The 23781-nt window shown below is 67.6% G+C and carries 22 protein-coding genes, 1 tRNA gene and 1 pseudogene; 7 read left to right on the forward strand and 17 right to left on the reverse strand.

The features are described from left to right. The 5 genes from AC07PZ_RS26635 to AC07PZ_RS26655 form a co-directional block, all read right to left on the reverse strand. Positions 1-698, reverse strand: a 698-nt coding sequence (locus AC07PZ_RS26635; protein ID WP_495298180.1) for an ABC transporter permease, incomplete at its 3' end; no start/stop codon positions are given. 24 nt (positions 699-722) lie between these two features. Beyond that, positions 723-2306 (reverse strand): ABC transporter substrate-binding protein, encoded by a 1584-nt coding sequence (locus tag AC07PZ_RS26640; RefSeq protein WP_495298181.1) that lies wholly within the window; start codon positions 2304-2306, stop codon positions 723-725. Between the two features lie 74 nt (positions 2307-2380). Continuing rightward, on the reverse strand, positions 2381-3826 hold the full coding sequence (locus AC07PZ_RS26645; protein WP_495298182.1) for a M81 family metallopeptidase: 1446 nt from the start codon (positions 3824-3826) through the stop codon (positions 2381-2383). A 78-nt stretch (positions 3827-3904) separates the two neighbouring features. After that, positions 3905-5089, reverse strand: a complete 1185-nt coding sequence (locus AC07PZ_RS26650; RefSeq protein ID WP_495298183.1) for an NAD(P)/FAD-dependent oxidoreductase — start codon at positions 5087-5089, stop codon at positions 3905-3907. Next, on the reverse strand, positions 5082-5279 hold the full coding sequence (locus tag AC07PZ_RS26655) for a hypothetical protein (RefSeq protein ID WP_495298184.1): 198 nt from the start codon (positions 5277-5279) through the stop codon (positions 5082-5084). The genes AC07PZ_RS26650 and AC07PZ_RS26655 overlap by 8 nt, the downstream gene beginning before the upstream one ends. Before the next feature lie 59 nt (positions 5280-5338). Here AC07PZ_RS26655 and AC07PZ_RS26660 point away from each other — a divergent pair, with 59 nt between their 5' ends. The 4 genes from AC07PZ_RS26660 (at position 5339) to AC07PZ_RS26675 (ending at position 8915) form a co-directional block, all read left to right on the forward strand. After that, entirely contained in the window at positions 5339-6094 is a 756-nt protein-coding gene (locus AC07PZ_RS26660) for a helix-turn-helix domain-containing protein (RefSeq protein WP_495298185.1), read from the forward strand. Between the two features lie 100 nt (positions 6095-6194). Then, positions 6195-7196 carry a hypothetical protein gene (locus tag AC07PZ_RS26665; protein WP_495298186.1) on the forward strand — a complete coding sequence of 334 codons (1002 nt, stop codon included), beginning with the start codon at positions 6195-6197 and terminating at the stop codon, positions 7194-7196. Between the two features lie 82 nt (positions 7197-7278). Further along, the gene (locus AC07PZ_RS26670; RefSeq protein ID WP_495298187.1) at positions 7279-7650 is read left to right on the forward strand and encodes a helix-turn-helix domain-containing protein; all 372 of its coding nucleotides are present in this window, start codon (positions 7279-7281) and stop codon (positions 7648-7650) included. Next, positions 7647-8915: a type II toxin-antitoxin system HipA family toxin gene (locus AC07PZ_RS26675; RefSeq protein ID WP_495298188.1), complete on the forward strand. Its 1269-nt coding sequence runs from the start codon at positions 7647-7649 to the stop codon at positions 8913-8915. The genes AC07PZ_RS26670 and AC07PZ_RS26675 overlap by 4 nt, the downstream gene beginning before the upstream one ends. Positions 8916-8950: 35 nt before the next feature. Here AC07PZ_RS26675 and AC07PZ_RS26680 read toward each other — a convergent pair. The 5 genes from AC07PZ_RS26680 to AC07PZ_RS26700 form a co-directional block, all read right to left on the reverse strand. Further along, positions 8951-9024: transfer RNA gene (locus AC07PZ_RS26680), tRNA-Gly, on the reverse strand. Positions 9025-9059: 35 nt separating this feature from the next. Continuing rightward, positions 9060-9491 carry a DUF6691 family protein gene (locus AC07PZ_RS26685; protein ID WP_495298189.1) on the reverse strand — a complete coding sequence of 144 codons (432 nt, stop codon included), beginning with the start codon at positions 9489-9491 and terminating at the stop codon, positions 9060-9062. Positions 9492-9506: 15 nt separating this feature from the next. After that, entirely contained in the window at positions 9507-9941 is a 435-nt protein-coding gene (locus AC07PZ_RS26690) for a YeeE/YedE family protein (RefSeq protein ID WP_495298190.1), read from the reverse strand. A 115-nt stretch (positions 9942-10056) separates the two neighbouring features. Continuing rightward, the gene (locus AC07PZ_RS26695) at positions 10057-10254 is read right to left on the reverse strand and encodes a hypothetical protein (RefSeq protein ID WP_495298191.1); all 198 of its coding nucleotides are present in this window, start codon (positions 10252-10254) and stop codon (positions 10057-10059) included. Positions 10255-10610: 356 nt separating this feature from the next. Then, complete coding sequence (locus AC07PZ_RS26700; protein WP_495298192.1) at positions 10611-10790, reverse strand: hypothetical protein; 180 nt, start codon at positions 10788-10790, stop codon at positions 10611-10613. 290 nt (positions 10791-11080) lie between these two features. Between AC07PZ_RS26700 and AC07PZ_RS26705 the strand changes: the two genes are divergently transcribed. The 3 genes from AC07PZ_RS26705 (at position 11081) to alaS (ending at position 16754) form a co-directional block, all read left to right on the forward strand. Then, positions 11081-13384, forward strand: a complete 2304-nt coding sequence (locus AC07PZ_RS26705) for a putative bifunctional diguanylate cyclase/phosphodiesterase (protein ID WP_495298193.1) — start codon at positions 11081-11083, stop codon at positions 13382-13384. Positions 13385-13507: 123 nt separating this feature from the next. Beyond that, positions 13508-13912 (forward strand): hypothetical protein, encoded by a 405-nt coding sequence (locus AC07PZ_RS26710; RefSeq protein WP_495298194.1) that lies wholly within the window; start codon positions 13508-13510, stop codon positions 13910-13912. A 217-nt stretch (positions 13913-14129) separates the two neighbouring features. Continuing rightward, a complete protein-coding gene (gene alaS / locus AC07PZ_RS26715; RefSeq protein ID WP_495298195.1) occupies positions 14130-16754 on the forward strand; it encodes an alanine--tRNA ligase in 2625 nt (874 codons plus the stop codon). A gap of 71 nt (positions 16755-16825) precedes the next feature. On the opposite strand, the gene AC07PZ_RS26720 is transcribed toward alaS, so the two are convergent. The 7 genes and pseudogenes from AC07PZ_RS26720 to AC07PZ_RS26750 form a co-directional block, all read right to left on the reverse strand. Next, entirely contained in the window at positions 16826-17416 is a 591-nt protein-coding gene (locus AC07PZ_RS26720) for a TetR/AcrR family transcriptional regulator (protein WP_495298196.1), read from the reverse strand. A gap of 47 nt (positions 17417-17463) precedes the next feature. Continuing rightward, the gene (gene cysC, locus AC07PZ_RS26725; protein WP_495298343.1) at positions 17464-18126 is read right to left on the reverse strand and encodes an adenylyl-sulfate kinase; all 663 of its coding nucleotides are present in this window, start codon (positions 18124-18126) and stop codon (positions 17464-17466) included. A 246-nt stretch (positions 18127-18372) separates the two neighbouring features. Next, positions 18373-18864: pseudogene (locus AC07PZ_RS26730) on the reverse strand (glycosyltransferase family 2 protein); the annotation flags it as partial. Then, the gene (locus tag AC07PZ_RS26735) at positions 18861-20237 is read right to left on the reverse strand and encodes a hypothetical protein (protein ID WP_495298197.1); all 1377 of its coding nucleotides are present in this window, start codon (positions 20235-20237) and stop codon (positions 18861-18863) included. The gene AC07PZ_RS26735 and the pseudogene AC07PZ_RS26730, both read right to left, overlap by 4 nt. Further along, positions 20234-20821, reverse strand: a complete 588-nt coding sequence (locus AC07PZ_RS26740) for a hypothetical protein (RefSeq protein WP_495298198.1) — start codon at positions 20819-20821, stop codon at positions 20234-20236. Before AC07PZ_RS26740 ends, AC07PZ_RS26735 begins: the two co-directional genes overlap by 4 nt. A gap of 14 nt (positions 20822-20835) precedes the next feature. Then, a complete protein-coding gene (locus tag AC07PZ_RS26745; protein ID WP_495298199.1) occupies positions 20836-22116 on the reverse strand; it encodes a glycosyl transferase in 1281 nt (426 codons plus the stop codon). After that, positions 22113-23777, reverse strand: a complete 1665-nt coding sequence (locus tag AC07PZ_RS26750) for a glycosyltransferase family protein (protein WP_495298200.1) — start codon at positions 23775-23777, stop codon at positions 22113-22115. Before AC07PZ_RS26750 ends, AC07PZ_RS26745 begins: the two co-directional genes overlap by 4 nt. Positions 23778-23781: the final 4 nt, after the last annotated feature.

Here is a 23781-nt window from a genome sequence, read left to right on the forward strand (position 1 = left end):
GCGTTGCGCAGCGCATGGATGAGCACCGGCAACACGCCCAGGCCCTTGGCCCGCGCGGTGCGGATGTAGTCCTCCTGTAGCACTTCGAGCACGGTGGCGCGGGTCATGCGCGTGATGAGCGCGATGTAGACCAGCGCGAGGTTCACGCAGGGCAGCACCAACCCGCGCAGCCAGCCGCCCACGCCATCGGAGAGCGATGAGTAGCCCTGCACCGGAAACCACGGCAACTGGATCGCGAACGCGAACACCAGCAAGTAGCCGATCAGGAACACCGGCACCGAGAACGACAGCACCGCGAACAGCATCACCAGCCGGTCGATCCAGCTGCCGGCGCGGTAGGCCGCGAGCGTGCCCAGCGGCACCGCGACCACCAGCGTGAGCAGCATGGTGAGCACCGCGATCGACAACGTTGGCTCCAGCCGCTGGCCGAGCAGTTGCGACACCGGCACCTGCGTGAAGATGGAGGTGCCGAGGTCGCCGGTGGCGAGCCGGCCGAGCCACAGCACGAACTGGCGCCACAGCGGCTGGTCGAGACCGAGCGCGACGCGCAGCTTGTCGATGTCCTCGCCGGTGGCGAGGTCGCCCGCGATGAGCGCGGCCGGGTCGCCCGGCGACAGGTGGATCAGCAGGAACACCACGACCGCCACCACCGCCATCACGGGGAGCGTCGCGACGAGGCGGCGAAGGATGTAGCCCATGGTCGTGGTGTCTTCCCGCGGCGATTACTTGTCGAGTGCCCAGTACACCGGCATGCCCGACCAGAGCTTGTCCAGGCCCTTGATGTTGGCGCGCGCGGCCGAGGCGGCCGTGTACTGGCCGGCGTTCACGTAGGGAATCGCTTCATAGGCGCGCTTCTGGAAGGCGTCGAGCAGCTCCTTGCGCTTGGCCGGGTTGGTCTCCTTGATCCATGAAGTGCGCAGCTCGTCGAGCGGCTTGTCGCAGGGCCACCCGGGCAGGCTGTTGCCGCAGGCCGCGCTCAGGTAGGCGTTGGAGATCGGCGAGTTGACGTCGAACTCGCCGGCCACCGTCACGTACATGTTCCAGCCGCCGGCTTCGGGCGCGTCCTTCTTGGCGCGGCGTGCGCCGATGGAGGCCCAGTCGGAGTTCTGCATGTCCACGTTCATGCCGATGCTGCGCATGGTCTGCGCCGCGACCAGCGCTTCGGCGTTCAGGTAGGTCACGTCGGTCGGCACCAGCAGCACCACCTTCTCGCCCTTGTAGCCGGACTCGGCCAGCAGCGCCTTGGCCTTCGCGATGTCGGGCTTGCGGTAGGGCTCGGCACCGGCGTCGGTTTCGTTCGGGCTGCCGCAGATGAAGTAGGTCGCGCAGTAGGTCACGCGCATGTCGAGCGGGTAGCCCATGCCGGCGGTGAAGCGTTCCTGGCTGGTCGCCATCGCCAGCGCCTGGCGTGCCTTCGGGTTGTTGAAGGGCGGGAACAGCTGGTTCAGCACCAGGAAGCCCTGGTAGGAGCCGCCGGGAACGATCTTGACGCTGGTGTCGGTACGCAGCGGCGTGATGTAGTCGGGCGGCACTTGTTCGATGAAGTCGACTTCGCCGCGCTTCAGGGCCGCGACGGCGCTGTTCGAGTCAGGCAGGTAGAGCCATTCGACGCGGTCGAAGTTGCTCTTCTTGCTGCCGGCCAGGCCGCTCGACGGCTCGCTGCGCGGCACGTAGTTCGGGTTGCGCACGAACACCGCCTTGTTGCCCGGCACCCATTCGTCGCGCTTGAAGATGAAGGGGCCGGAGCCCAGCACTTCGGGCAGCGGCGAGGTCGCGGGCATCTTGGCCAGGCGTTCGGGCAACACCACCGGCGGAAAGCCCGATGGCTTGGCCAGCGCGTCGAGCACCATGCCGAAGGGCTCGTTCAGCGTGAGCGTGAAGTTGCGTGCATCGACGGCCTTCCAGTCGGCACCGGCCGCGCCCATCGCGCGTCCCAGGCTGTCGCGTGCGGCCCAGCGCTGCAGCGACGCCACGGCATCGGCCGAGGTGACCGGCGAGCCGTCCGAGAACTTGAGCCCCGGGCGCAGCGTGAAGCTCCATTGCTTGCCGTCCTTCGAGGTCGTGTACTTCTCGACCATCTGCGGCTGCGGCTTGCCGCTCGCGTCCTGCGCGAACAGCGTGTCGTAGACCATGTAGCCGAAGTTGCGCGAGATGTAGGCCGTGGTGAAGGTCGGGTCGAGGATCTTCACGTCGGCATGCGCGACCACCTTGAGGGTCTTGGTCTGCGCCAGTGCCGGCAGGCTGGCGACGCCTGCGGCGGCCACCAGCGTCAGGGATGCAAGGGCGGAAAGCGTTCGTCGTTTCATCTTGGAATCTCCGAGGGCAGGGAAGGAAGGAAAGCGGAAAGGTGTCGGTGCGTGCGTTGATGGCGTGCGCGCGGTCAGGCGTCCAGCGGCCACTTGGGGCGGCGTACCTTGCGGTAGGGCAGGGTCTTCAGGTCGAGCGTGACGGCGCCCGGTGCGGCCGCGTAGATCACGTGCTTCGCGACCTTCGAGAAGGACGCATAGAAATGCTGTGACGACTTGACCACGATGATCTTCTTGCCCGCCAGGTCGCAGCCCAGGCCTGTGAACACGTCGGTGCCCATCGCCTGGTTGCGCAGCGTGATCAGCACGATCTCGATGCCCTGCGTCTCGATCAGCGCGCAGTCGCCGAGTGCGGTCGGCGTGTTGGCCAGGCCGGTCATCACCATGTCGCGCACCAGCGCCTTCACTGTGCAGTCGAGGTCGAGCGGGTCGCCCGACAGCGGGCTGATCTTGCCGCCCACGCGCAACATCAGCCGCGCACCCACGCCGGCATCGAAGGCGATGCGCACCGCGACCGGGTCCCACATCGGGCCGACCGCGGCGTTGCCGATGCCGCGCTCCAGCATGCGCCGCAGGATGAAGGTCGAGTCGCCGGCCGCGCCGCCGCCGGGGTTGTCGGCGCCGTCCGCCAGCACGACCGGGCCGCCGTCGAAGGCCAGTGCCTGGTCGAGCGAGTCGTCGATCGACGGGTAGTTGACGGCGAGCGCCTCGCGCATGCCGATCAGCTCGTCGGCCAGCTGGCGCGCGAGCGCGTCGGCCTTGGCCTGGTCGCCGTCGGTGTAGACGACCACCTTGGTGCCCATCTCGGGCACGTCGCCCCAGGCGAAGCCGTGCGACACCGAGATCGACAGCACGCCGTCCTTGCCTTCGAGCGACTGGATGCGGTCGACGAAGCCGCGTGCCGGCTGGCGCGAGGTGTGCATGGTCACGATCATTCCGCAGTCGACCACCGCGTGGACCGGCTTGATCTTCTTCGCCACCGTGGCCGCGCAGATGTCGACCACCTCGAGGCCGCGCTCCAGCACGTCGGTGTGCGGGTATTCCTTGAAGGCGATCAGCACGTCGGTGTTGTCGACCATCGCGGGCGTCAGGTGGTTGTGCGGGTCGAGTTCGCCGCCGATCACCACGTCGGGGCCGACGATGGCGCGCACGCGCTCGATCAGGTCACCTTCACAGTCGTCATAGCCGTCGGCCACCATCGCGCCATGCATGCCGAGCAGCACCATGTCGACCGGCAGTGCGGCGCGCAGGTCGGCCAGCAGCTCGTCGCGCAGCGTCTCGTAGGCGTGGCGGGTGGTCGTGCCGCTGGGCTGGGCGCCGGCCGTCATGCCTTCGATCAGCGTCCAGCCGGCCTCCTTGCCGCGGATGCGCGCCGCGCACAGCGGGCCGGAGAACAGCGTGAGCTGCTCGGGGTGCTGGCCGGCCGGGAAGTAGCCGCGGTCCCTGAAGGACGCAAGGCCGGTCGGCATCGGGCCGAAGGTGTTGGTTTCGGTGGCGAGGGATCCGCTGAAGACACGCATGGTGAGCGCTCCGTGGCTTGTTGGAGATGGTGAACGAGAAGTGGGAAAAGCGGAAGGCGAGGCGGTGGTGGCCGGCGTTCAGGCGCCCGCGACCGCCGTCCCCGGAACGGCTTGCAGGGCCCGCGCCTGCACGCTGGCGAGGCGCGACGGGCTCAGCATGTCGGCGGTGAGTCCGAAGCCGGCGACGCGCTCGGGTACGGGCAGGCCACGCGCCAGCGCGGCGCAGGTCTCGCCCATGGCCGCCGAGGTCTGGATGCCGTAGCCGCCCTGGGCCGCGACCCAGAAGAAGCCGGGCACGTCGGGGTCGAAGCCGCCGACCAGGTCGCCGTCGGCCACGAAGGAGCGCAGTCCGGCCCAGGTGCGCGTCGGGCGGCGCACCGTCATGGTGGTGTTTTCCTCGATGCGGTGGATGGCCAGCGCGATGTCCAGCTCCTCGGGCTGGATGTCCTGCGGCGCGACCGGGTCGGCATTGGCCGGCGAGCCGAGCATCATGGCGGCGTCGGGCTTGAAGTACCAGGTCTCGTCGACGGCTGCCGTCATCGGCCACTTCGCGGTATCCGCGAAGCCCTGGGGCGGCGCGAAGATGAAGGCCGAACGACGCCGCGGCTCGAGGCCGATGGGCGGCACGCCGGCACGCGCAGCCACGACATCGGCCCAGGCACCGGCCGCGTTGAGCAGCACCGGTGCCTCATAGGTCCGGCCGCCGGCCGTGACCCGCCACATGTCGCCGACGCGCTCGATGGTTTCGGCCTCGGCGCTGCATTCGATGCGGCCGCCGGCGTGGCGCAGTCCGCGCAGATAGCCCTGGTGGATCGCATGCACGTCCATGTCCGCGGCGTCGGGCTCGTAGACCGCGCCGAGCACGTGATCGGCGCGCAATGCGGGCACCATCGCGCAGGCGCCTTCGCTGTCGAACAGCTTCGCTTTCGGCGACATCGCGCGCAGGATGTCCCAGTGCTCGGCGAGCTCGGCGTCCTGTCCGGGGGCGGCGACCATCATCGCGCCGCGCGGGCTCAGTACCGGGTGTTCACTGAAGCCCTCGGGCGGCGACTGCAGGAAGGCGCGGCTGGCCATCGTCAATGCCCGCACCTGCGCCGTGCCGTAGCTTTCCATGAAGAGGGCGGCGGACCGACCGGTAGAGTGGTAGCCGGGTTGCGACTCGCGTTCGAGCAGCAGCACGCGGCCGTGCGGTGCCAGCCAGTAGCCGACGGAAGCGGCGGCAATGCCGCCGCCGATGATGAGGAAATCGACCGTGTCAGTCATGGCGCTCTGCATGTGGGTGAACCGTGGGGGCTGCCTTCGGTGGTGATCGGCGGCGTGCGCGCAGTCTAAAGAAAATTTGCACATATGCAAATTTTTGTTCGATGATGGCAATCAATCCGATGAGCCTCTTCTGGTGCATTTGCATTTCTGCAATTTGCAGATACGCAACTTTCAGGCCAGAGATTCGCATCGACGGTGCCAGGAAGAAGAGATGTCCGCTGGCAGAATCGAAGCCATCCGAGAACCTGCATGACAAGCCCGAAGACCACTCCGAAGCCCATCAAGACTGCCCAGGCGTCCAAGCCGGCGAAGCCTGCCAAGGCGTCCAAGGCAGCCGATGCAAGGGCCGTGCGCAGCCCGGCGCCGGAACCCGAGCCGCACACGCTCGACCGCGTGGCCTTCGGCAAGCGGCTGCGTGCCGCGCGCAAGCAGTTCGGCTGGACGCTGGCCTACGTCGCAGAGCAGTCCGGCGTGTCGATCACCACCATCTCGCGCGCCGAGCGCGGCCAGCTCGCGCTGAGCTACGAGAAGTTTTCTGCGCTCGGCCACACCCTGCACATGGACATGGGGGCGATGTTTGCCGAGGCCGGTGCCAAGACGCGGCGGCTCGATCGCCCCGTGGTCACGCGCGCGGGCGAGGGCGTGACCTATCGCGGGCTGGCGTTCTCCTATCAGTTCCTCGGCACGCAGGTGGTCGGCAAGCAGATGAGCCCGATCCTCGGCACGGTGCATGCGCGCAGCGTCAACGGCCCCGAAGACTACGCAAGGCACGACGGCGAGGAGTTCGTCTACATCCTGGTCGGCGCGGTCGACGTGCACTTCGAGGATGGCGAGGTCATCCATCTCGAGCGCGGCGACATGCTGTACTTCGACAGCCGCATCGGCCACGCGTATGTCACGGTCAGCCGCCAGCTGGCCAAGACCATCGGCGCCTGCACCAGCGAAAGCAATCTCATGCTGTCGGCCCGGCAGGGCGTGCGCGAGGTGCAGCGCGCGGCGGGCTGAGGCCTGGAGACAGAACGAGAACGCAGGGCGGCGCGGGCCGGTTAGCGTTCTGCAACAACCTGCGCTCGCCACGCCCGTGCCTTTTCGCTAACCTGCATCGATGACTGCCCTTGCCCTGCAGCGGGAGGCCGCCAGCGCTCCGATCGGACCGCCGCCGCCCGCACCCGACATTCCTGTTCCTTCCACGCCGACGACCCCGATTGCACCGCCGCCGACCGTCGACCCGCCCGCAGCCGATCCGCCGCTGACCGAGCCCGGCCACGCGCCGCCGGTGTCGGACCCGCCGCCCGGCGCCCGAGATGCCAGAGATGCCGGCATCGCAATGAATGACGAGGCCACGCCGCGGGTCCTGGGACGACTTCATGCGCGGCGGCTTCGCGAGGTCTATCGCTCTGCGGGCTGGCCGTGCTGCGATGCGATCGAGGTCGACCTGCTCGCCGCGGGACTGCTGGAGCGCGTGCGGTCCGCTGCGGGGCACGAGACCTTGCGCGTGACCGACCGCGGCATCGCCCACATCGCCGGCACGCTGGTGGTCAACCGCGCGGCGATGTCGGCGCACGAGGCGCTGGTCGAGCGCGTGGCGCGCGAGATGACGCGCGCCGGCCGCATCGCCTGGCGCAACCTCGGTCTTCGCGCACGCCTGGCCGGTGCCAACGAAGGCGACAAGCCGCGCTGGTGCATCGCACGGCCGGATGTCTTCTCGATCCGCAACACCAGCGTCGAGGCGTATGCCCAGCCGATCGTCCACGAGATCAAGGTGCGCCGGGCCGACCTGATCGCCGACTTGCGCAAGCCCGACAAGCGGGCCGCCTATCTCGATCTCGGCGGTGAATGCTGGTACGTGCTCGGCGCCGACGCGCGTGGCCGCTGCATCGGCGCGCCGGACGAGATCCCGGCCGAATGCGGCGTGATGGTCGAAGAGGCGGGGCGGCTGGTCGTCGCGCGTGCGGCGGTGCATCGGCCGCTCGCGCGGATGCCGTTCTCGGTCTGGATGGTGTTGGCCAAGGCGCAGCCGGTGGCGGGTTTCGAGGAAGACGTGCAGTCGCTGCTGATCGGCGATGAACGGGAAGAGCCGGGCGACGTGAGCGACTTGCGAATTTGAAGTGCCCCGACGACGCGAGGTATCACGTCGAATAGATCGCTATTTTGGACAAATTTGAAGTCATTGGTCCAAAATAGCGAACATGCCACGCAAACCACCGATCGTTTTTCCGGAGGAGCAGCGCTTGCTTTCCGAGCTTGGAGAGCGGCTGCGCCTTGCCCGCAAGAGGCGCAAGCTGAGCAACGCAGTGGTGTCGCAACGTGCAGGGATTTCGAGGACCACGCTGTACAAGGTCGAGGCCGGTGACGCCGGTGCCACGCTGGGGTCTTATGTCCGGGTGTTGGCGGTGCTGGGCCTGGAAGCGGACCTCGGTCAGCTCGCTGCCGACGACAGGATCGGACGCAAGCTGCAAGACCTGGCACTGGAGCCACAACCGGTGCCCAAGCGCCGTACGACCGCTCGGACAGGCGCGGTCAAGTCCTCATCGGCCTCAGACGCTGAAGAATCGGCATGAGCAAGCAGGACAAGACTCTGGAAGTCTGGCTGGACGACCACTTGAGTCCCGCATGCCAGGTTGGCACGCTTGCGCATGACCGCGGACAGATTCGTTTTCGCTACGAACGCGACTGGCTGAAGGACCCTCGCGCCTTTGCACTGGATCCCGACCTCTCCCTGGACGAACACCCCTTCTTTCCCAAGCCGGAACTGGGTAATTTCGGGATATTCCTCGACTCGTCGCCCGACCGTTGGGGGCAGACGCTCATGAAGCGCCGCGAGGCATTGCAGGCCAAGGACGAGAAGCGGCCACCCCGCACGCTCCATGCCTGGGACTTCCTCATCGGCGTGCAGGATCTCACCCGTCAAGGCGCCTTGCGCTTTCGACTGTCGGGCACCGATACGTTTCTTGGCGACGAGAAGATGGCGGCTCCGCCGGTGACAACCTTGCGCGAACTGGAAGCCGTGGCCCACGAACTCAGCAACCGACGCATCGACGACCTCGATGCCCTGCGCAAGTGGCTCGCCGTGCTCGTTGCTCCGGGCGCATCGCTGGGGGGCGCCAGGCCGAAGGCCAACTTCACGGCGGCCGACGGCTCACTCTGGATCGGCAAGTTTCCCGCCCGGGACGACGATCGGGACGTCGGGGCCTGGGAGTACGTCGTTCATGAGCTTGCCCGGAAAGCCGGCGTGGATGTTCCGCCTGCGAAGCTGATGTCGCTCAACAACGATTTCCACACCTTTTGCGTGCAGAGGTTCGATCGCATCAAGGGCGCCCGCTGTTTCTATGCCTCGGCGATGACCTTGCTGCGCAAGACACAAAGTGAAGGCACGAGCTATCTGGAACTGGCCCAGTTCATCCGCCGGCAAGGCGATGCCGAGCATGTGGACGCAGACTTGGCGCAGCTATTTCGTCGCGTAGCGTTCAATGTCGCGGTCGGCAATCGTGACGATCACCTGCGCAACCATGGCCTTGTGCTCGGCAGGACCGGATGGCGTCTTGCGCCAGCGTTCGACGTCAATCCGAATATCGACAAGGCAGAGCATGTCCTGAACATCGACGACCTGGACAACCGGCCCGATCTGGAAACGGTACTGGGTACAGCCGCGTTCTACGGGCTCGACGACGAGCGGGCTCGGCTGATCGTGAATGAGGTCGTTGCGGCTGTCGATGATTGGCAGGGAACGGCTCGCAGAACGCACATTGCCGGAGCGGATATCGATTTGACGGCAGGCGCGTTCCGGGCGCACCGAGAGTTCCGGGATCAAGAAGATCGCGTGTAGCCGTGCAGCTGCACATGGCACTCTGAGGGTTCGGCTGGAGCGGGTGAAGGGAATCGAACCCTCGTCAGTTGCTTGGGAAGCAACAGCTCTGCCATTGAGCTACACCCGCGGACCGACGCGGATTCTAGCCTCAGCCTTGCCGCCTCAGCCCTGGGGTGGCGCGCTTCGCCGGCGCTCCATCCACTCGAAAATGCCCATCCCCACGAGCATCGCGGCGACGAACAACAGCGCCTTGTGCTCGCCCATGCCGAGTGCGACCAAGGCGGGCCCGGGACAGAAGCCGGCAATGCCCCAGCCGACGCCGAACAGCAGGCTCCCGGCGATGAGCCGGCGGTCGATGCGTCGGCTGCTCGGCAAGGCCATGTCGGCGCCGAGCAGCGATCGAGCTCGTCCGCGGACGCTGCGAAATGCGACGAAGCCCACGGCGATGGCACCGGCCATCACGAAAGCGAGCGACGGGTCCCAATGGCCGCCGAGATCGAGAAATCCGAGCACCTTGGCCGGGTCGGCCATGCCCGAGACGATGAGTCCGAGTCCGAAGACCAGGCCGGCGAGCCATGCGGCGAAGACGGTCATTTGTGCAGGACGCCTTCAGATGCCGACGACGTGGCGCAGCGCGAACACGGTCGCGAAGCCTGCACCCATGAAGGCGAGCGTGGCCGCGATGGAGCGGGGCGACAGCCGCGACAGGCCGCACACGCCATGGCCGCTGGTGCAGCCCGCGCCGTAGCGGGTGCCGATGCCGACCAGCAGGCCGGCGAGCACCAGGGCACCGGTGCCGGCGTCGATCCGCAGCGCCGGCAGCCGCACGAACAGTCCGTGGATCAGCGGCGCGGCGACCAACCCCAGCACGAAGGCAAGCCGCCAGGCGACGTCGCCGCGTGCGGGCCGCAGCAGCCCGCCGACGATGCCGCTGATGCCGGCGATGCGGCCGTTCAACAGCACCAGCATGGCGGCCGCGAGGCCGATCAGGAGGCCGCCGGCCAGCGACGACCAGGGCGTGAATGCAGTCCAGTCGATCGACATGGCGATTCCTCGAGGCAGTAGGGATGAGAGCGTACCGCCAGGAGGCCGCGCTCATCGGTCGGCGCTCGACGGTAGCGTCGAGCCCGGCGATCCGCCCCCACCGATTCAGCCGATGTCAGTGCCGCACGGTGCGCAGTTTGCCCTTGAGCCAGCGAACCGAGAACATCGCGGCGCTGGCGACGATCAGCAGGAAGATCACCATGGAGACCAGGCCGAGGATGAGCGCGAGATCGTGTTCCATCGGGATCAGGAAGATGAGCGCGAACAGCGCGACGAGTGCGGCCACCAAGGCGGCGTTGATTTTCCAGTTCATGTGTCGATCCCTTCTTTCGCCGGAGTTTTCACTCCTGTTTTGTCTCGATTTTTTTGCCGCATCCTATGCGCTCACGAGCGTTTGTTACATACAACATTAGACCTGCCTGCATCGACCGCGGCCTCCGGCCCGCCCGGGTTCAACCGTAACGTGCTGTCAGCCATGTCAGTGAAGGTAGTACGCATGCAAAGCCCGGGCGGATGCAATCCGGCCAGGTTTCGTGATGGCCGTTCAGTCATCCTCGTCCACGCTGGATGCGATGCGCAGCAGGCTGAAGAATGCGAGGCTCGCGAAGGCGGCGGCGACGCACAGAAGGGCGGTAATCATGCTTGTCTTCCTCTGGTTTACGAAGTTGTTCACGGGCGGCCGGTGGCCGTGTGGGGGTTGGTGGGGTTGTTGTTGTTCCGGACCGTTACGTAACGCCGGTCTACAACCAGATACATTTCGCCGCCGTGCATGCGCGGAGCAGGGCAGAATTTCTTCAATGCCGACGCGCATTTGCGAAAGATTGCGGGAATGTGACGGGGTGCTTTCATGGCGTTTTCCGGATGTCTTGGCCTTTAAGTCCGCAATAGCCGTACCACCACAAACGGCCTATTTCCTATGTACGAAAAAGGGCTTCGTGAGAGGAGAAACGGCCGGATGACAAAGGAAAATCAACGCTCTGGGGATATTCCCGAAGGGCGTCATTTTTTGGATACATAAGTACCCAAAAAATGTTCTGTGCCTCGCCATTTACATGTACGGGCTCTCCAATTGGCCTGTACACGCCGAAATACCGCTTAACATTAGTTACCACCAAAGACTTCGAGCGGGGAATCAGCGTTTGAGCAAAAAGCAATTGCCGATCGGCATGGTGTTGGCGAGGCTGCGCGGCCGGTTGGACTACTGGCTGGTCCTGGCGGGCGTCCTGCTGTGCGTCGGGATCATCGGCGTGACCGCTTCCCTGGCTTATGTGCTGAAACACCGTGGCACCGAGGGCGAAGCCCGCGCGCTGTCGACGCTGGCGCTCGTCGTCTCCGAGCAGACCGACCGCACGTTCCAGGCGCTCGATGCGTTGCACGGCGGCATCCTGCAGAGCTTTCCGGCCGATGCCCTGCGTTCCGCGGACGATCTCGCCAGGTACGCCGCCCGGCCGGAAGTCTTCGAGTCGCTGCGCAACAAGAAGCAGGGACTGGTCTTCGTCAACGTCATCCAGATCCTCGACGCGACGGGCAATGTGCTGGTGACTTCGCGCGCCTGGCCCGACAAGGCGCTGAACGTGAGCGATCGCAAGTACTTCCGTGCCCTGGCCGGCAACGACGTGCTGAGCTACATCAGCGAACCCGTCCGCAGCCGCCTCGACGGCGAGTGGATCATCTATCGGCTGGAGAAGATCCGCAGCCCGTCCGGTGCGATGCTCGGCGTGATCGCAAGCGCGATCCAGCTGTCCTACTTCGAGAACTTCCTCGCGTCCATCAGCGCCGGGGAAAGCAGTTCGATCAACCTGGTGCGCAACGACGGTGAACTATTGTTGCGCGTGCCGCGCATCGAGAGTGCGCTGGGCCAGACCTACCCGATTCCGCACGCCGTCGCTGCGAGCGGCAGCACGCGGCGCGGCATGGTGGCCGACGGCCGGTCACTCGATGGCGAGGAGCGGCTCTGGGCTTCGCAGGGGCTGAACGACTACCCGTTGACCGTGATCACCAGCACGACCACCGAACGGCTGTCCGCCGCGTGGCGCGCCGACGCGCTGCCGATCATCCTCACGTCCTGCGTGGCGGTGCTGGCGATCGGCCTGTGCGTCGCCCTGGGGGTGCGCCAGGTTCACGTGCAGTTCGGGCTGACCGCCAAGGCGGAGCACAGCGCGCGGCACGACGAACTCACCGGCCTGCCCAATCGCAACCTGTTCTTCGAGCAGCTCAAGCAATTGCGGCGAACCGCGGCATCGGACAAGTCTTCGGCCATCCTGCTGCTCGACCTCGACAACTTCAAGAACATCAACGACACGCTGGGGCATCCGGCCGGCGACATCCTGTTGAAGACCATCGGTGCGCGGCTGCGCCAGACGATCCGCAAGACCGATCTGGTCGCACGGCTCGGCGGCGACGAATTCGCCGTCCTGCAGCGCGACATCTCCTCGCGCGAGGAGGTCCACGCACTCGCCAAACGCCTGGCGCATGCGGTGAACCTGCCTTGCGACCTCGACGGCTACTACACCAGCACGCAGGTCAGCATCGGCATCACCTTCGTGCCCGACGACGGCATCGACCCCGACACGCTGCTCATGAACGCCGACCTGGCGCTCTACACCGCCAAGGCGGAGGGCAGGGCCACATGGAGCGACTTCGCGCCTCACATGGCGGCGCAGGTCGAGACACGGCGGCTGATAGAGGATGCACTGCGCAACGCGCTGCACGACGACGGCTTCGAGCTTCATTACCAGCCGATCATGTCGGCCGTGACCGGTGAGCCGACCGGCTTCGAGGCGTTGCTGCGCTGGAAGGAGCCCGACAAGAACCCGTGGACGCTGGAGCAGTTCATTCCCGTGGCGGAAGATACCGGCCTGATCGTCCACATCGGCCAGTGGGTCCTGGAGACCGTCTGCAAGGAAGCGTCCCAGTGGGCCGAGCATCTGCACTTTGCCGCCAACGTGTCGGCCCGGCAGTTCAACGAACGGGAACTGGTCAGCAACATCATCCGACTGGTGCTCCAGCATGACCTGCAGCCGCGCCAGCTGGTGCTGGAGATCACCGAAACCGTGCTGCTCCAGGACACGGACGCCATCCGGCACGCGCTGCACGAACTGCGCCGCTTCGGCATGAGCATCGCGCTGGACGATTTCGGCACCGGCTATGCGTCGCTGAGCCATCTGCTGCAGTTCCCGACCGACATCATCAAGATCGACCGGTCCTTCGTATCGAACATGGACACCAGCCCCGAGGCCGAGCGCATCGTGCGCACGCTGCTCGACCTGGGCCGCCATCTGGGCTTGCGCGTGGTGGCCGAAGGCGTCGAGAACGCCGCGCAGCGCGACTTCCTCTCGGCCAACGGATGCACCGACCTGCAGGGCTACTTCTTCGGCCGGCCGATGCCCGCCGGTGCGCTGCGGGAGCGCTTTCCGGAACTGCTCCGCGTGGCGACCGTCTGAGCTGACACGCGAGCGGACGCCCCGCCGGCCGACAGCGTGCGTGGGCCGGTTCTCACAGGCGCGGCGGCGGGCCGCCGGCAGAGTGCAGACCGATCGTCAATGCATTACTGAAAGGACAAGTCCATGGCACAAAGCAGCATCCTCGGTGGCGAGCACGCGCCCGCCCAGCCGAAGGGAACCGATGTCGACGCACTCGGCCCGAGCGACAGCAGCGACAGCGGCAGCGATGTGCAGACCGACCTGAACCACACCGCCATCGACGACGGCGACGAAGGCGCCCTGCCGATGGCCCACGGCGCGACGAGCGACGCGGCCGGCACCGGCGAGCGTGGCTCCGCGGACGCCGCTGCACCGGTCGACGATGCCGACGTCATGCCCGATCGCATCGGCGTCTTCCCGAGGGACGCGATGGAAGTGGCGACGTCCATCGAAGACCTCGATGCCGTGAGCGTCGAAGAACTCGCCGACAGCGACGCCGACGATGGCAGCGAAGACGACGAGGACGGCGACGAGAACGGCCCCGCCTGAGGCGCGCCCGCGGCCTCCGCACCGCGTAAAGGCGGCGTGCGGCCGGGGCAACGCCGGGGCAAGAACCGAGGGAAAGACCGGGTAAGGACAGAGCGCCGGCCGATCCCTGCGCGGGCAGCGGGGATGTGGCCGAAACCTATAATCGAATGTTCAAGCAAATCAAGCATTTAGGTGCACCCAGGCACCTCGAGGCATCCCGGTATTACAAGATTCCAAGATGAGCCAGCCCACTTTCAGCGTCGCAGACATCCGCAAGACCTTCCTCGACTTCTTCGCATCCAAGGGGCACACGGTCGTCCCGTCGAGTTCCCTCGTGCCGGGCAATGACCCGACCCTGATGTTCACGAACTCCGGCATGGTCCAGTTCAAGGACGTGTTTCTCGGCGAAGACAAGCGCAGCTACGTGCGCGCCGCGTCCGTCCAGGCCTGCCTGCGTGCCGGCGGCAAGCACAACGACCTCGAGAACGTGGGCTACACCGCGCGCCACCACACCTTCTTCGAGATGCTGGGCAACTGGAGCTTCGGCGACTACTTCAAGCGCGAATCGCTCACCTGGGCCTGGGAGCTGCTGACCACCGTCTACAAGCTGCCGGCCGACAAGCTCTGGGCCACCGTCTACATCGAGGACGACGAGGCCTACGACATCTGGACCAAGGAGATCGGCCTGCCACCGGAGCGCGTCGTGCGCATCGGCGACAACAAGGGCGGCCGCTACATGTCCGACAACTTCTGGATGATGGCCGACACCGGCCCGTGCGGCCCGTGCTCCGAAATCTTCTTCGACCACGGCCCCGAGATCGCGGGTGGCCCGCCCGGCAGCCCCGACGAAGACGGCGACCGCTACATCGAGATCTGGAACAACGTGTTCATGCAGTTCGACATGCAGCCCGACGGCTCGGTCAAAAAGCTGCCCGCACCCTGCGTCGACACCGGCATGGGCCTGGAGCGGCTGGCCGCGATCCTGCAGCACGTGCACAGCAACTACGAGATCGACATCTTCGACGCGCTGATCAAGGCCGCCGCGCGCGAGACCGGCACGCGGGACCTCGGCAACGCGTCGCTCAAGGTGATCGCCGACCACATCCGCGCCACTTCCTTCCTGGTGGCCGACGGCGTGATCCCGTCGAACGAAGGCCGCGGCTACGTGCAGCGCCGCATCATCCGCCGGGCCATCCGCCACGGCTACAAGCTCGGCCAGAAGAAGCCCTTCTTCCACAAGCTGGTGCCCGACCTCGTGAAGCTCATGGGCGACGCCTACCCCAAGCTGGTGGCCGACGCGCAGCGCATCACCGACACGCTGAAGGCCGAAGAAGAGCGCTTCTTCGAGACGCTGGCCAACGGCATGGAAATCCTCGACACGGCGCTGGCTGGCGGCGCCAAGGTGCTGCCGGGCGACGTCGCCTTCAAGCTGCATGACACCTTCGGCTTCCCGCTCGATTTGTCGGCCGACGTCTGCCGCGAACGCGGTGTCGAGGTCGACGAGGCCGGCTTCAACGCCGCGATGGAACGGCAGAAGGCCGCCGGCCGCGCGGCCGGCAAGTTCAAGATGGACCGCGCGCTGGAATACGCGGGCGCGGGCAACACCTTCACCGGCTATGAGCTGCTCGAAGCGCCCGCCACCGTGGCCGCGCTGTACTTCGAAGGCACGTCCGTCGCGCAGCTGACCGAAGGCCAGCCGGGCGTGGTCGTGCTCGACAGCACGCCCTTCTATTCCGAGAGCGGCGGCCAGATCGGCGATGCCGGCATCCTGACCGCCGAAGGCGTGCAGTTCGGCGTCGAGGACACGCAGAAGATCAAGGCCGACGTGTTCGGCCACCACGGCACGCTCACGCAAGGCACGCTGAAGGTCGGCGACGCCGTCACCGCGCGCGTCGACACCGAGCGCCGCGCCGCCACCATGCGCAACCACAGCGTGACCCACCTGATGCACAAGGCCCTGCGCGAGGTGCTGGGCACGCACGTGCAGCAGAAGGGCTCGCTGGTCGACGCCGACAAGACGCGCTTCGACTTCGCGCACAACGCACCGGTCACGCACGCGCAGATCCTCGAGATCGAGAAGCGCGTGAATGCCGAGATCCTCGCCAACGCCGCCACGCAGGCGCGCGTGATGGACATCGAATCGGCCCAGAAGACCGGCGCGATGATGCTGTTCGGCGAGAAGTACGGCGAGTCGGTCCGCGTGCTCGACATCGGCTCGAGCCGCGAACTCTGCGGCGGCACGCACGTGAGCCGCACCGGCGACATCGGCCTGTTCAAGATCACCAGCGAAAGCGGCGTGGCCGCGGGCGTGCGCCGCATCGAGGCGATCACCGGTGCCAACGCGCTGGCCTACCTGCAGGACCTCGAATCGACCGTGCAGACCGTCGCGCAGACGCTCAAGACCGCGCCCGTCGAACTGCAGAGCCGCCTGTCGCAGGTGCTCGACCAGATGAAGGCGCTGGAGCGCGAGGTCGGCACGCTCAAGGGCAAGCTGGCGTCGTCCAAGGGCGACGAGCTGATCGCGCAGGCGGTCGACGTCAACGGCATCAAGCTGCTGGTCGCCACGCTGGAAGGCGGCGACGTGAAGACCTTGCGCGACACCATGGACAAGCTTAAGGACAAGCTCAAGACCGCGGTCATCGTGCTGGCCGCCGTCGACGGCGCCAAGGTGCAGGTCGCAGCCGGCGTGACGAGCGACACGGTCGGCAAGGTCAAGGCCGGCGAACTGGTCAACTTCGTCGCGCAGCAGGTCGGCGGCAAGGGTGGCGGGAAGCCCGACATGGCGATGGCCGGCGGCACCGATGCGGGCAAGCTGCCCGCGGCCATGCAGTCGGTGCAGGCCTGGGTGGCCGAACGCGTCTGAGCGCATGCAGGTCCGCCAGGGCCGAATCGATGAAGAAAGCGCCCTCGTGGCGCTTTTTTCATTTCGACGTCTCAGCGATCGTCCAGGCGGACGAGGCTGCGCAGCATCAGCCGCAAGGTGTCTGCGGCGGCCTGCCGCTGCACGGCATCAGGGGCCATCTGCGCCCGCACGATGGCGCCGTCGAAAGCCATCGCCGCGGCCTGCGCAAGCGCGTCACGGGTCGGGTCGGCGGGCAGCAGCTGGGCGATCACGGCGGTCATGTCGTCCTTGTGGGCACGCGCCACCGCGACGGCATCGGGCATCGCGTCGGCCAGTTCGACGACCGTGTTGATGAAGGCGCAACCCCGGAAGACAGGCTGCGCGCACCATTCCTCCAGTGCATCGGCCAGCAACAGCAGGCTGCTGCCGTCGGGCGCCGGTGCGTGTGCGCCGCGCCGGCCGAGCGCATCGATGAACCAGGCCATCCATCCATCGTGCCGGTAGTCGAGAAAGGCGCGCACCAGGTCGTCCTTGCTCGGGAAGTGCCGGTAGAAGGTGACCTTGGTCACGCCCGCCTCGGCGATCAGCCGGTCGATGCCGGTGGCGCGGATGCCGTCGCGGTAGAACAGGTCGTGCGCGGTCGCGAGGATGCGTTCGCGCGCGGCGCTCGGGTGAGGTTGCATCGGGCGGATTCTAGGCAGGGCGGCATCGCCGATCGCTTCGGCCGGGCTCAGCCAGCGTCCGCCAGCCGCTGCAATTCCGCCAGCGCCAGTTCGATCGTCAGCAGCCCGGTGTCGATCGCCAGCGCGGGTTGCAGGGGCGGCTCGTAGGGAGACGTGATGCCGGTGAACTCGGCGATCTCCCCGGCTCTCGCCTTGACGTAGAGGCCCTTGGGGTCGCGAGACTCGCACACGGCGAGCGAGGTGCTCACATGCACCTCGCGCAGGTGCTCCGGTCCGATGATGTCGCGGGCCAGCGCACGGTCGGCACGGAAGGGCGAGATGAAGGCGGTGATGACGATCAGCCCCGCGTCGTTCATCAGCCGTGCGACTTCGGCCACGCGGCGGATGTTCTCCGCGCGGTCCTGCACGGAGAAGCCCAGGTTGCGGTTCAGGCCGTGGCGCACGTTGTCGCCGTCGAGCACATAGCAGGCGCGGCCACGGTCCGTCAGCTGCTTCTCCAGCGCGAAGGCCAGCGTCGACTTGCCTGCCGCGCTCAGGCCGGTGAGCCAGATCGTCAGCGGCTTGTGGCCGAGCAGGCGCTCGCGGTCGCCGGGCGAGACGCGCCCGACGTGCCACACCACGCGTGGCGCAGGTTCGCGCGGCGCGGCGGGCAGGTGTTGGGCCGGCGTCGCAGCCGGCGTCACGGGCGGGGGCGCTGCATCGAGGGTCATGCGTCGTTTTCTTTCTGCGGTCTTGTAGCGGCGCGCCATGCGCCGGACGACGTTGCGGGCCTGCTTGAACAGGAATTCGCCGAGCACTTCGTGGATCTTCAGATGGCTGGTCTCGTTGCCGTAGCGCGCATGCATCGGCACATCCACGACCACGGCATGAAGCCCATTGAGATGGAACAGCATGTCCATCTCGAAGAAGTAGCGCCGGCTGACCTGGTCGAAAGGCAGCGCCCGGGCCACGCCGGCACGGATCGCGGTGAAGCCGTTGGTCGGATCGCGCACCTCCCAGTAGCCGGACGAGAGCTTGGTCATCAGCGACAGCACTGCGTTGCCGACCAGCCGTGCCGGCGGCATGCCGCGCAGCCCCGCCAGATCGAAGAAGCGGTTGCCCTTGGCGTAGTCGGCCGTGCCGTCGCAGAGCGGGCGGACCAGCCCGGGGATCAGCGCCGGGTCCATCTGGCCATCGCCATCGAGCTTGACCATCACGTCCATGCCGGCCGCGAGTGCGGCCCGGTAGCCCGCCATCACCGCGCCGCCCACGCCCTCGTTGCGCGCCTGCCTCAGCACGACCACGCGGGCATCGCGGCAGTGCGCCTCGACGTGGTCGCCCGAGCCGTCCGGGCACTGGTCGTCCACCACGTAGATCCTGCAGACCTCGGGTCCGACCGCATCGAGCACCTGGAGGATGTGCGGCACCACCCGATAACACGGGATGACGGCGGCGATGCGCTGCGTCATGGCGTTGCGCCCGGTGGCGTGCGCCGCCAAAGTGCCAGCGCCGCCAGCATGGCTGCCGCGACGCCGAAATACTGGTAGCGGAAGTCGCACGCCAGGCCCACGACGAGGAAGCTGCCGACATAGGCCAGCCCGGCCAGCGCCAGGCTGCTGGCCGTGGCGTTGCGCGTGCGCAGCCCCGCGGCCAGCACCGCGACGAGCAGCAGCGCATAAGGCCAGCCCGAGAACGCAGCCAGGCCCCATTGCCGGTAGCGGTAGAGCAGATCGGTGTGGCGCGGCGCCGCCGGCAGGAAGCCGGGCGGAAAGGTGTAGGGCATGTTCCGCCGCAGGATGTCGAGGGCATCGCTGCTCACGCCCACGTGGGCCGGCAGGCAGCGGCCGTCCAGGCGGTTGCCGAGCAACTGCGCGGCCGCCGCGGCCTTGTGCTCCAGCAGCGACAGCGGCTCGGCGCGGAACAGTGCCCACCACAGCGGCAGCATCTGCGACTTCACGCCGACCAGCGTCGCGTTGAAGGCGGCCAGCGTGTCGACGCGCTCCGGTGTGTACGACTGCCGCGCGGCGCGCACGGCGGCGTCGGCATCGATGCCGAACTGCCGCAGCACGGCGTCGGGATGCCGCGCATGGACCACCATGCCGGCGATGTCGAAGCGTGCGGCCACGCGCCAGCCCTTGCCGCCCGGCGGCGTCTCGGTCTGCTGCGACGCCACCAGCCACGAGAGCGCGAGCACCCAGCCGATCCAGAGCGCGCCGACCTGCAACAGCCGCAGTCCGCGCATCCGCGCGGGCACGTGCACGGTGTTGCGGTCGATCGCCCACGCGGTCGCCACCACCAGCACCAGGGCGGCGATTGCGCCTTGCTGCCGCACCAGCGTCGCCATGGCGGCCAGCAGCATCGACGCGCCGATCACGGCCCAGGGCGGCGCATCGCGGCGCGTCGTCACCAGCGCGAAGGCCAGCAACAGCAGGTTGGCGCAGAAGACGTCCTTCCAGACCGTCCCGTTGTAGATCAGCGTGACCGGGCCGAGCGCGACGGCACCCGCCAGCAACAGCACGGGCCAGCGGCGGCGCCAGCCTGGACCGCCGTCCCGCAGTACCAGCGCGAGCGCGGCGAAGTAGAGCGCGGCGTCGAGCGCCATGAAGGCGCCGTGTCCGCCCCAGCGGCTCACCCAGGCCAGCAGCACGCTCATCCCGGGCGGGTTGAAGCTCGCATAGAAGCCGGTCATGCCCTCGGCCAGCTGCACGATCGAATCGAGCGAGTAGTGGCCCGGCCAGTCGAGCCAGACGGTGACCAGCCAGAGCGCCGCACAGACGATCGGCACCGGGAGCGTCCGGAACCGATGCGGCGTGTACGCGGCGCGGGCCGGCCGGATGCTCATTGCACGGTCGCCCGCCAGGCGCCGCAGGCAACGGCTCGATCGGGCGGGCCGATCAGCACCGACATCCGGTAGACGCCGGCCGGCACGTCGCCGGCCGACAGCGTTGCCGCAAAGCCGGCCGCGTGCAGGGACGGGCGCTTGAAGTGCTGCGCCACATCCGGCCGTTCGCCGCGCTGCAGAGGCGCGGCAAAGCGCTTGCCGTCCTCGCTCGCGAGCAGGAGCCGCACCTGCGCACCGACCTGTTCGTCGTCGACGGACAGGACGGCCCAGCCCTGGTAGGGCCGGGCGTCCGCGGTGGAGATCGCGAAGCCGGCGCCCGTGTCGGGCGCGCCGGCAGCGAGGTCGAGGTTGCAGGCGCCGCCTTCGGTGGGGCGTGCGTCCTGCGTCGACGCGGCGAAGCCGGCCGTCAGCGCGGTGGGCACAGGCACAGGTGCCGGTGCGGGCACCGGGTCGGGCACCTGGCGACCGCAGCCGGACAGGCCGACCACCAGGGCCAGTGACATGGCGGTCAGCGTCATCGCGGCCAGGGCCATCGTGGGTTCGGGCCGTTGCCGGGGTCGTTGTGTCGTGTCGTTCATGGTCATGTCGTGTTCCGTTTTCAGTGGCGCGCCAGGCGCCTGCGCACGCCGGCAAGGCCTTCGGTGCGCAGGATCTCCCAGGCGCGCCGCGTGAGCTTCCGGCGGTGTTCCGCATCGCCTATCGCCTGGCGCAGATGGCCCGACACCAGCGTGGCGTCCCATCGCGGAGCGCCTGCGCCGGCCCGGAACCCGGGCGTCAGTGCGTGCCGCAGCCGATCCATCGCGGCGGCGGCCTGCGCCGGCTGCTGCGCGAAGAAGTCCGGGTACTCGATCCGCCCCTGCGTTTCCCACCAGCCTCGAAAGCCGCTGCCTGCCGTGCTGGCGAAGGGGTCCGCAAAGGCCTTCTGCAGGTCGAGCCGCTCGCGGTACACCAGCCGGGCCGCCGGCGTGATGGCCGTGCCGTCGGCATAGCAGCCGAAGCGCCAGGGCAGGCGGGCCAGCGGGTCCTTGCCGAGCGCCTGCGTGGCGGCGTCGTACCAGTCGACCAGGGCATCGACCGTCGGATTGCCTCCCGCATGGCGCCGCACCATGGTGCGATGCGCGCCGCTGTCGAAGCCGGTGAAGTGATAGAAGCCGAGCGGCTCGCCATCCACGGCGACGGCGTCCGGCGCCGTGCCGCTCAGGCTGCGCTGCGTGAGGTTCCAGGGCGCCACGTTCAGGCGTGGCGTGCGCAGGATGCAGACGCCCTCAAAGAAGGCCGGCACCAGGTCGATCCAGCGCTGGTCGGTGAAGAGCCCGTTCGGAATGTCGGCGCGGCAGAAGTGGTAGATGCGCTCGCCCCACCATTGCGCGAAGGCCTTGCCTTCGGGCGTGGGCGCCACCGCGACGAAGCCAAGGTTGTAGACGCCGTGCTTCAGGCTGGAGATCTCGTTGTCCATGACCGCATCGAGCGACTGCTCCGGCTGCGTGAGGTGCGGCGTCAAGGCGATGTTCGACGCCTCCAGCACCCGAGGCACCTCGTCGATGCGAGAGAACAGGACCGTGTCGGGGTCGAGGTAGATCACGCCCTCGCAGTCCTCCCGGTCGAGCAGGCGCTGCAGCACGAAGGGCTTGATCGCGGTCGACAGCTCCACGATCGAATGGCAGAACGCCCAGCCGCGGAAATCCGGAATGCCGAGTGCCGAGGCCGGATGCACTTCGTCGAACGGTTCGGCCGACAGGTCGACGCCGTCGGGCAGCTCGTCGGACAGCGCCAGATGCATGACCCATTCCGGATGCCAGCGCCGCACCGACTCCGCCAGCATGCGGACCTTGGGGATGTAGTTGCAGGCCGCGCTCGTGTAGACGTGTATTTTTTTCATGAAGCAGTCACTGAATAGGTCGCGCGCCAGAACGCGTCCAGGCGCTCCAGCACGACGCGGGGGTCGAGCGAATCGATCACCAACCCCTTGGGGTAGGTCCGGGCGAGATCGGCCGGCGCACCGAAATCGAAGCAGGCGAAAGGCAGGTCCATCGCGACCAGCTCGTGCGCCACGAAGGAAAAGGTCTCGGCCATGATGGAAGGGAACAGGAACACGTTCGCTCCCGATGCCCGGATCAGCGCCGCGAGCTTTCCGGGCTCGTACGGGCCGGTCACCTGCACCGTGCCGGGTGGCACCTTCGCGTCCAGCGTGCCGATGACCGTCATGGCGCCGCAGCCGCCGCCCTGGCTTTCGCGCCGGGCCATCTCGGTCGCGAGTCCGCTCACGACCTGCGCCCCCTTGTGCTTGCCGATCGCGCCGACCACGCCGATGTGTAGGCGCTGCCCCGCGTCGATCGACACGCGCGGCTGCGGCGTGTGCAGCGCATGCGGTTCGATGTGCCAGGTGTCGGTGGCGACCGTCGGGTAGGCCTTTCGCAGCAGGCGAAAGGAGGATTCCGAGAACAGCCGGACCCGGTCGGCGGCCACCAGCAGCCGCACCCACTTCTCGCGCCACAGCCGCAGGTCCTTCACGCCCGTGATCGACACGAAACCGTCGCGATGGGCCGGCAGGCACTGCGCGCAGCGCCGCGCGTCGGGCACGCCGCAGAACTTGCCCGCATGGTCGATCAGGAACGAGGTCGGGCAGACGCTGAAGTAATCGTGGATCGCCGCCTCGAGCACCACGCCGCGGTGCCGCTTGAGCGCGATCAGCGTGTCGATCACGGCGAACGCGTCGCTGAACGACACGGCGCAGTTGTAGAGCACATGCCGGACGTTGCCGTGTTCCGTCAGCGGCAGCAGCTGTGCCGGTGAATCGACCGACAGGCGGCTCGATGCGCCGCCGTCGAACACTTCGACGAAGTACTGCAGCGACGCGAGGTGGAAGCTCAGCAGCACGACGGTCTCGCCCAGCGCCTGCCGCTGTGCGACGTATTGCGCACGGTAGATGTTGGCGCCGCCGCCCATGTCGTGGTCGACGACCACGGCCAGGTCGCGGTTGCGCAGTTGCCGCTTGAGCTTCAGCAGTTCGTCGTCGCTGGCACGCCGGGGCCGGCCACCGAGATAGTGGGACGCCTTGCGCCACAGCGCGGCCGGCCCCGCCGTGCGCAGCAGGGCCAGGCCCTTGCCCAGCAGCGCGCGGTAGTGCGTGGCGGTCTTGGCGAGTCGCGGCTTGTCGGGCGCCAGGTCGAGCACCGTTTCGACGATGGCTTCGGCCGCGTCGGCCGTCGCGGCGATCTCCCAGCGCAGCAGCGCCCGCGAGACCGGGCGCTCGTCCGAGGCCATGAACAGGAAGCCCGAATGCTCGGCATCGGCGACGTCGGGGAAGAAGGCCTTCACGTCTTCGCGCAGGCGGCCGTGGTCGGCGTCGATCTCGGCCGTGTCGCCGTCGCGGAAGTGCAGCTCCAGCACGACGCGCCGCAACGTACGGCCCGGGACGAAGCCCCAGCCATACGAGAAGAGCTGGCCTTTGCGGTAGAGCAGGTGGTCGACGTTGTGCCGAAGCGCGGGAGCCGTGGGAGGTGTGGAAGGCGCGGGACGCGTAGGAAGTGGGTCGCTCAAGAAT

The organism is Variovorax sp. GW821-FHT10B04 (genome assembly GCF_059415645.1).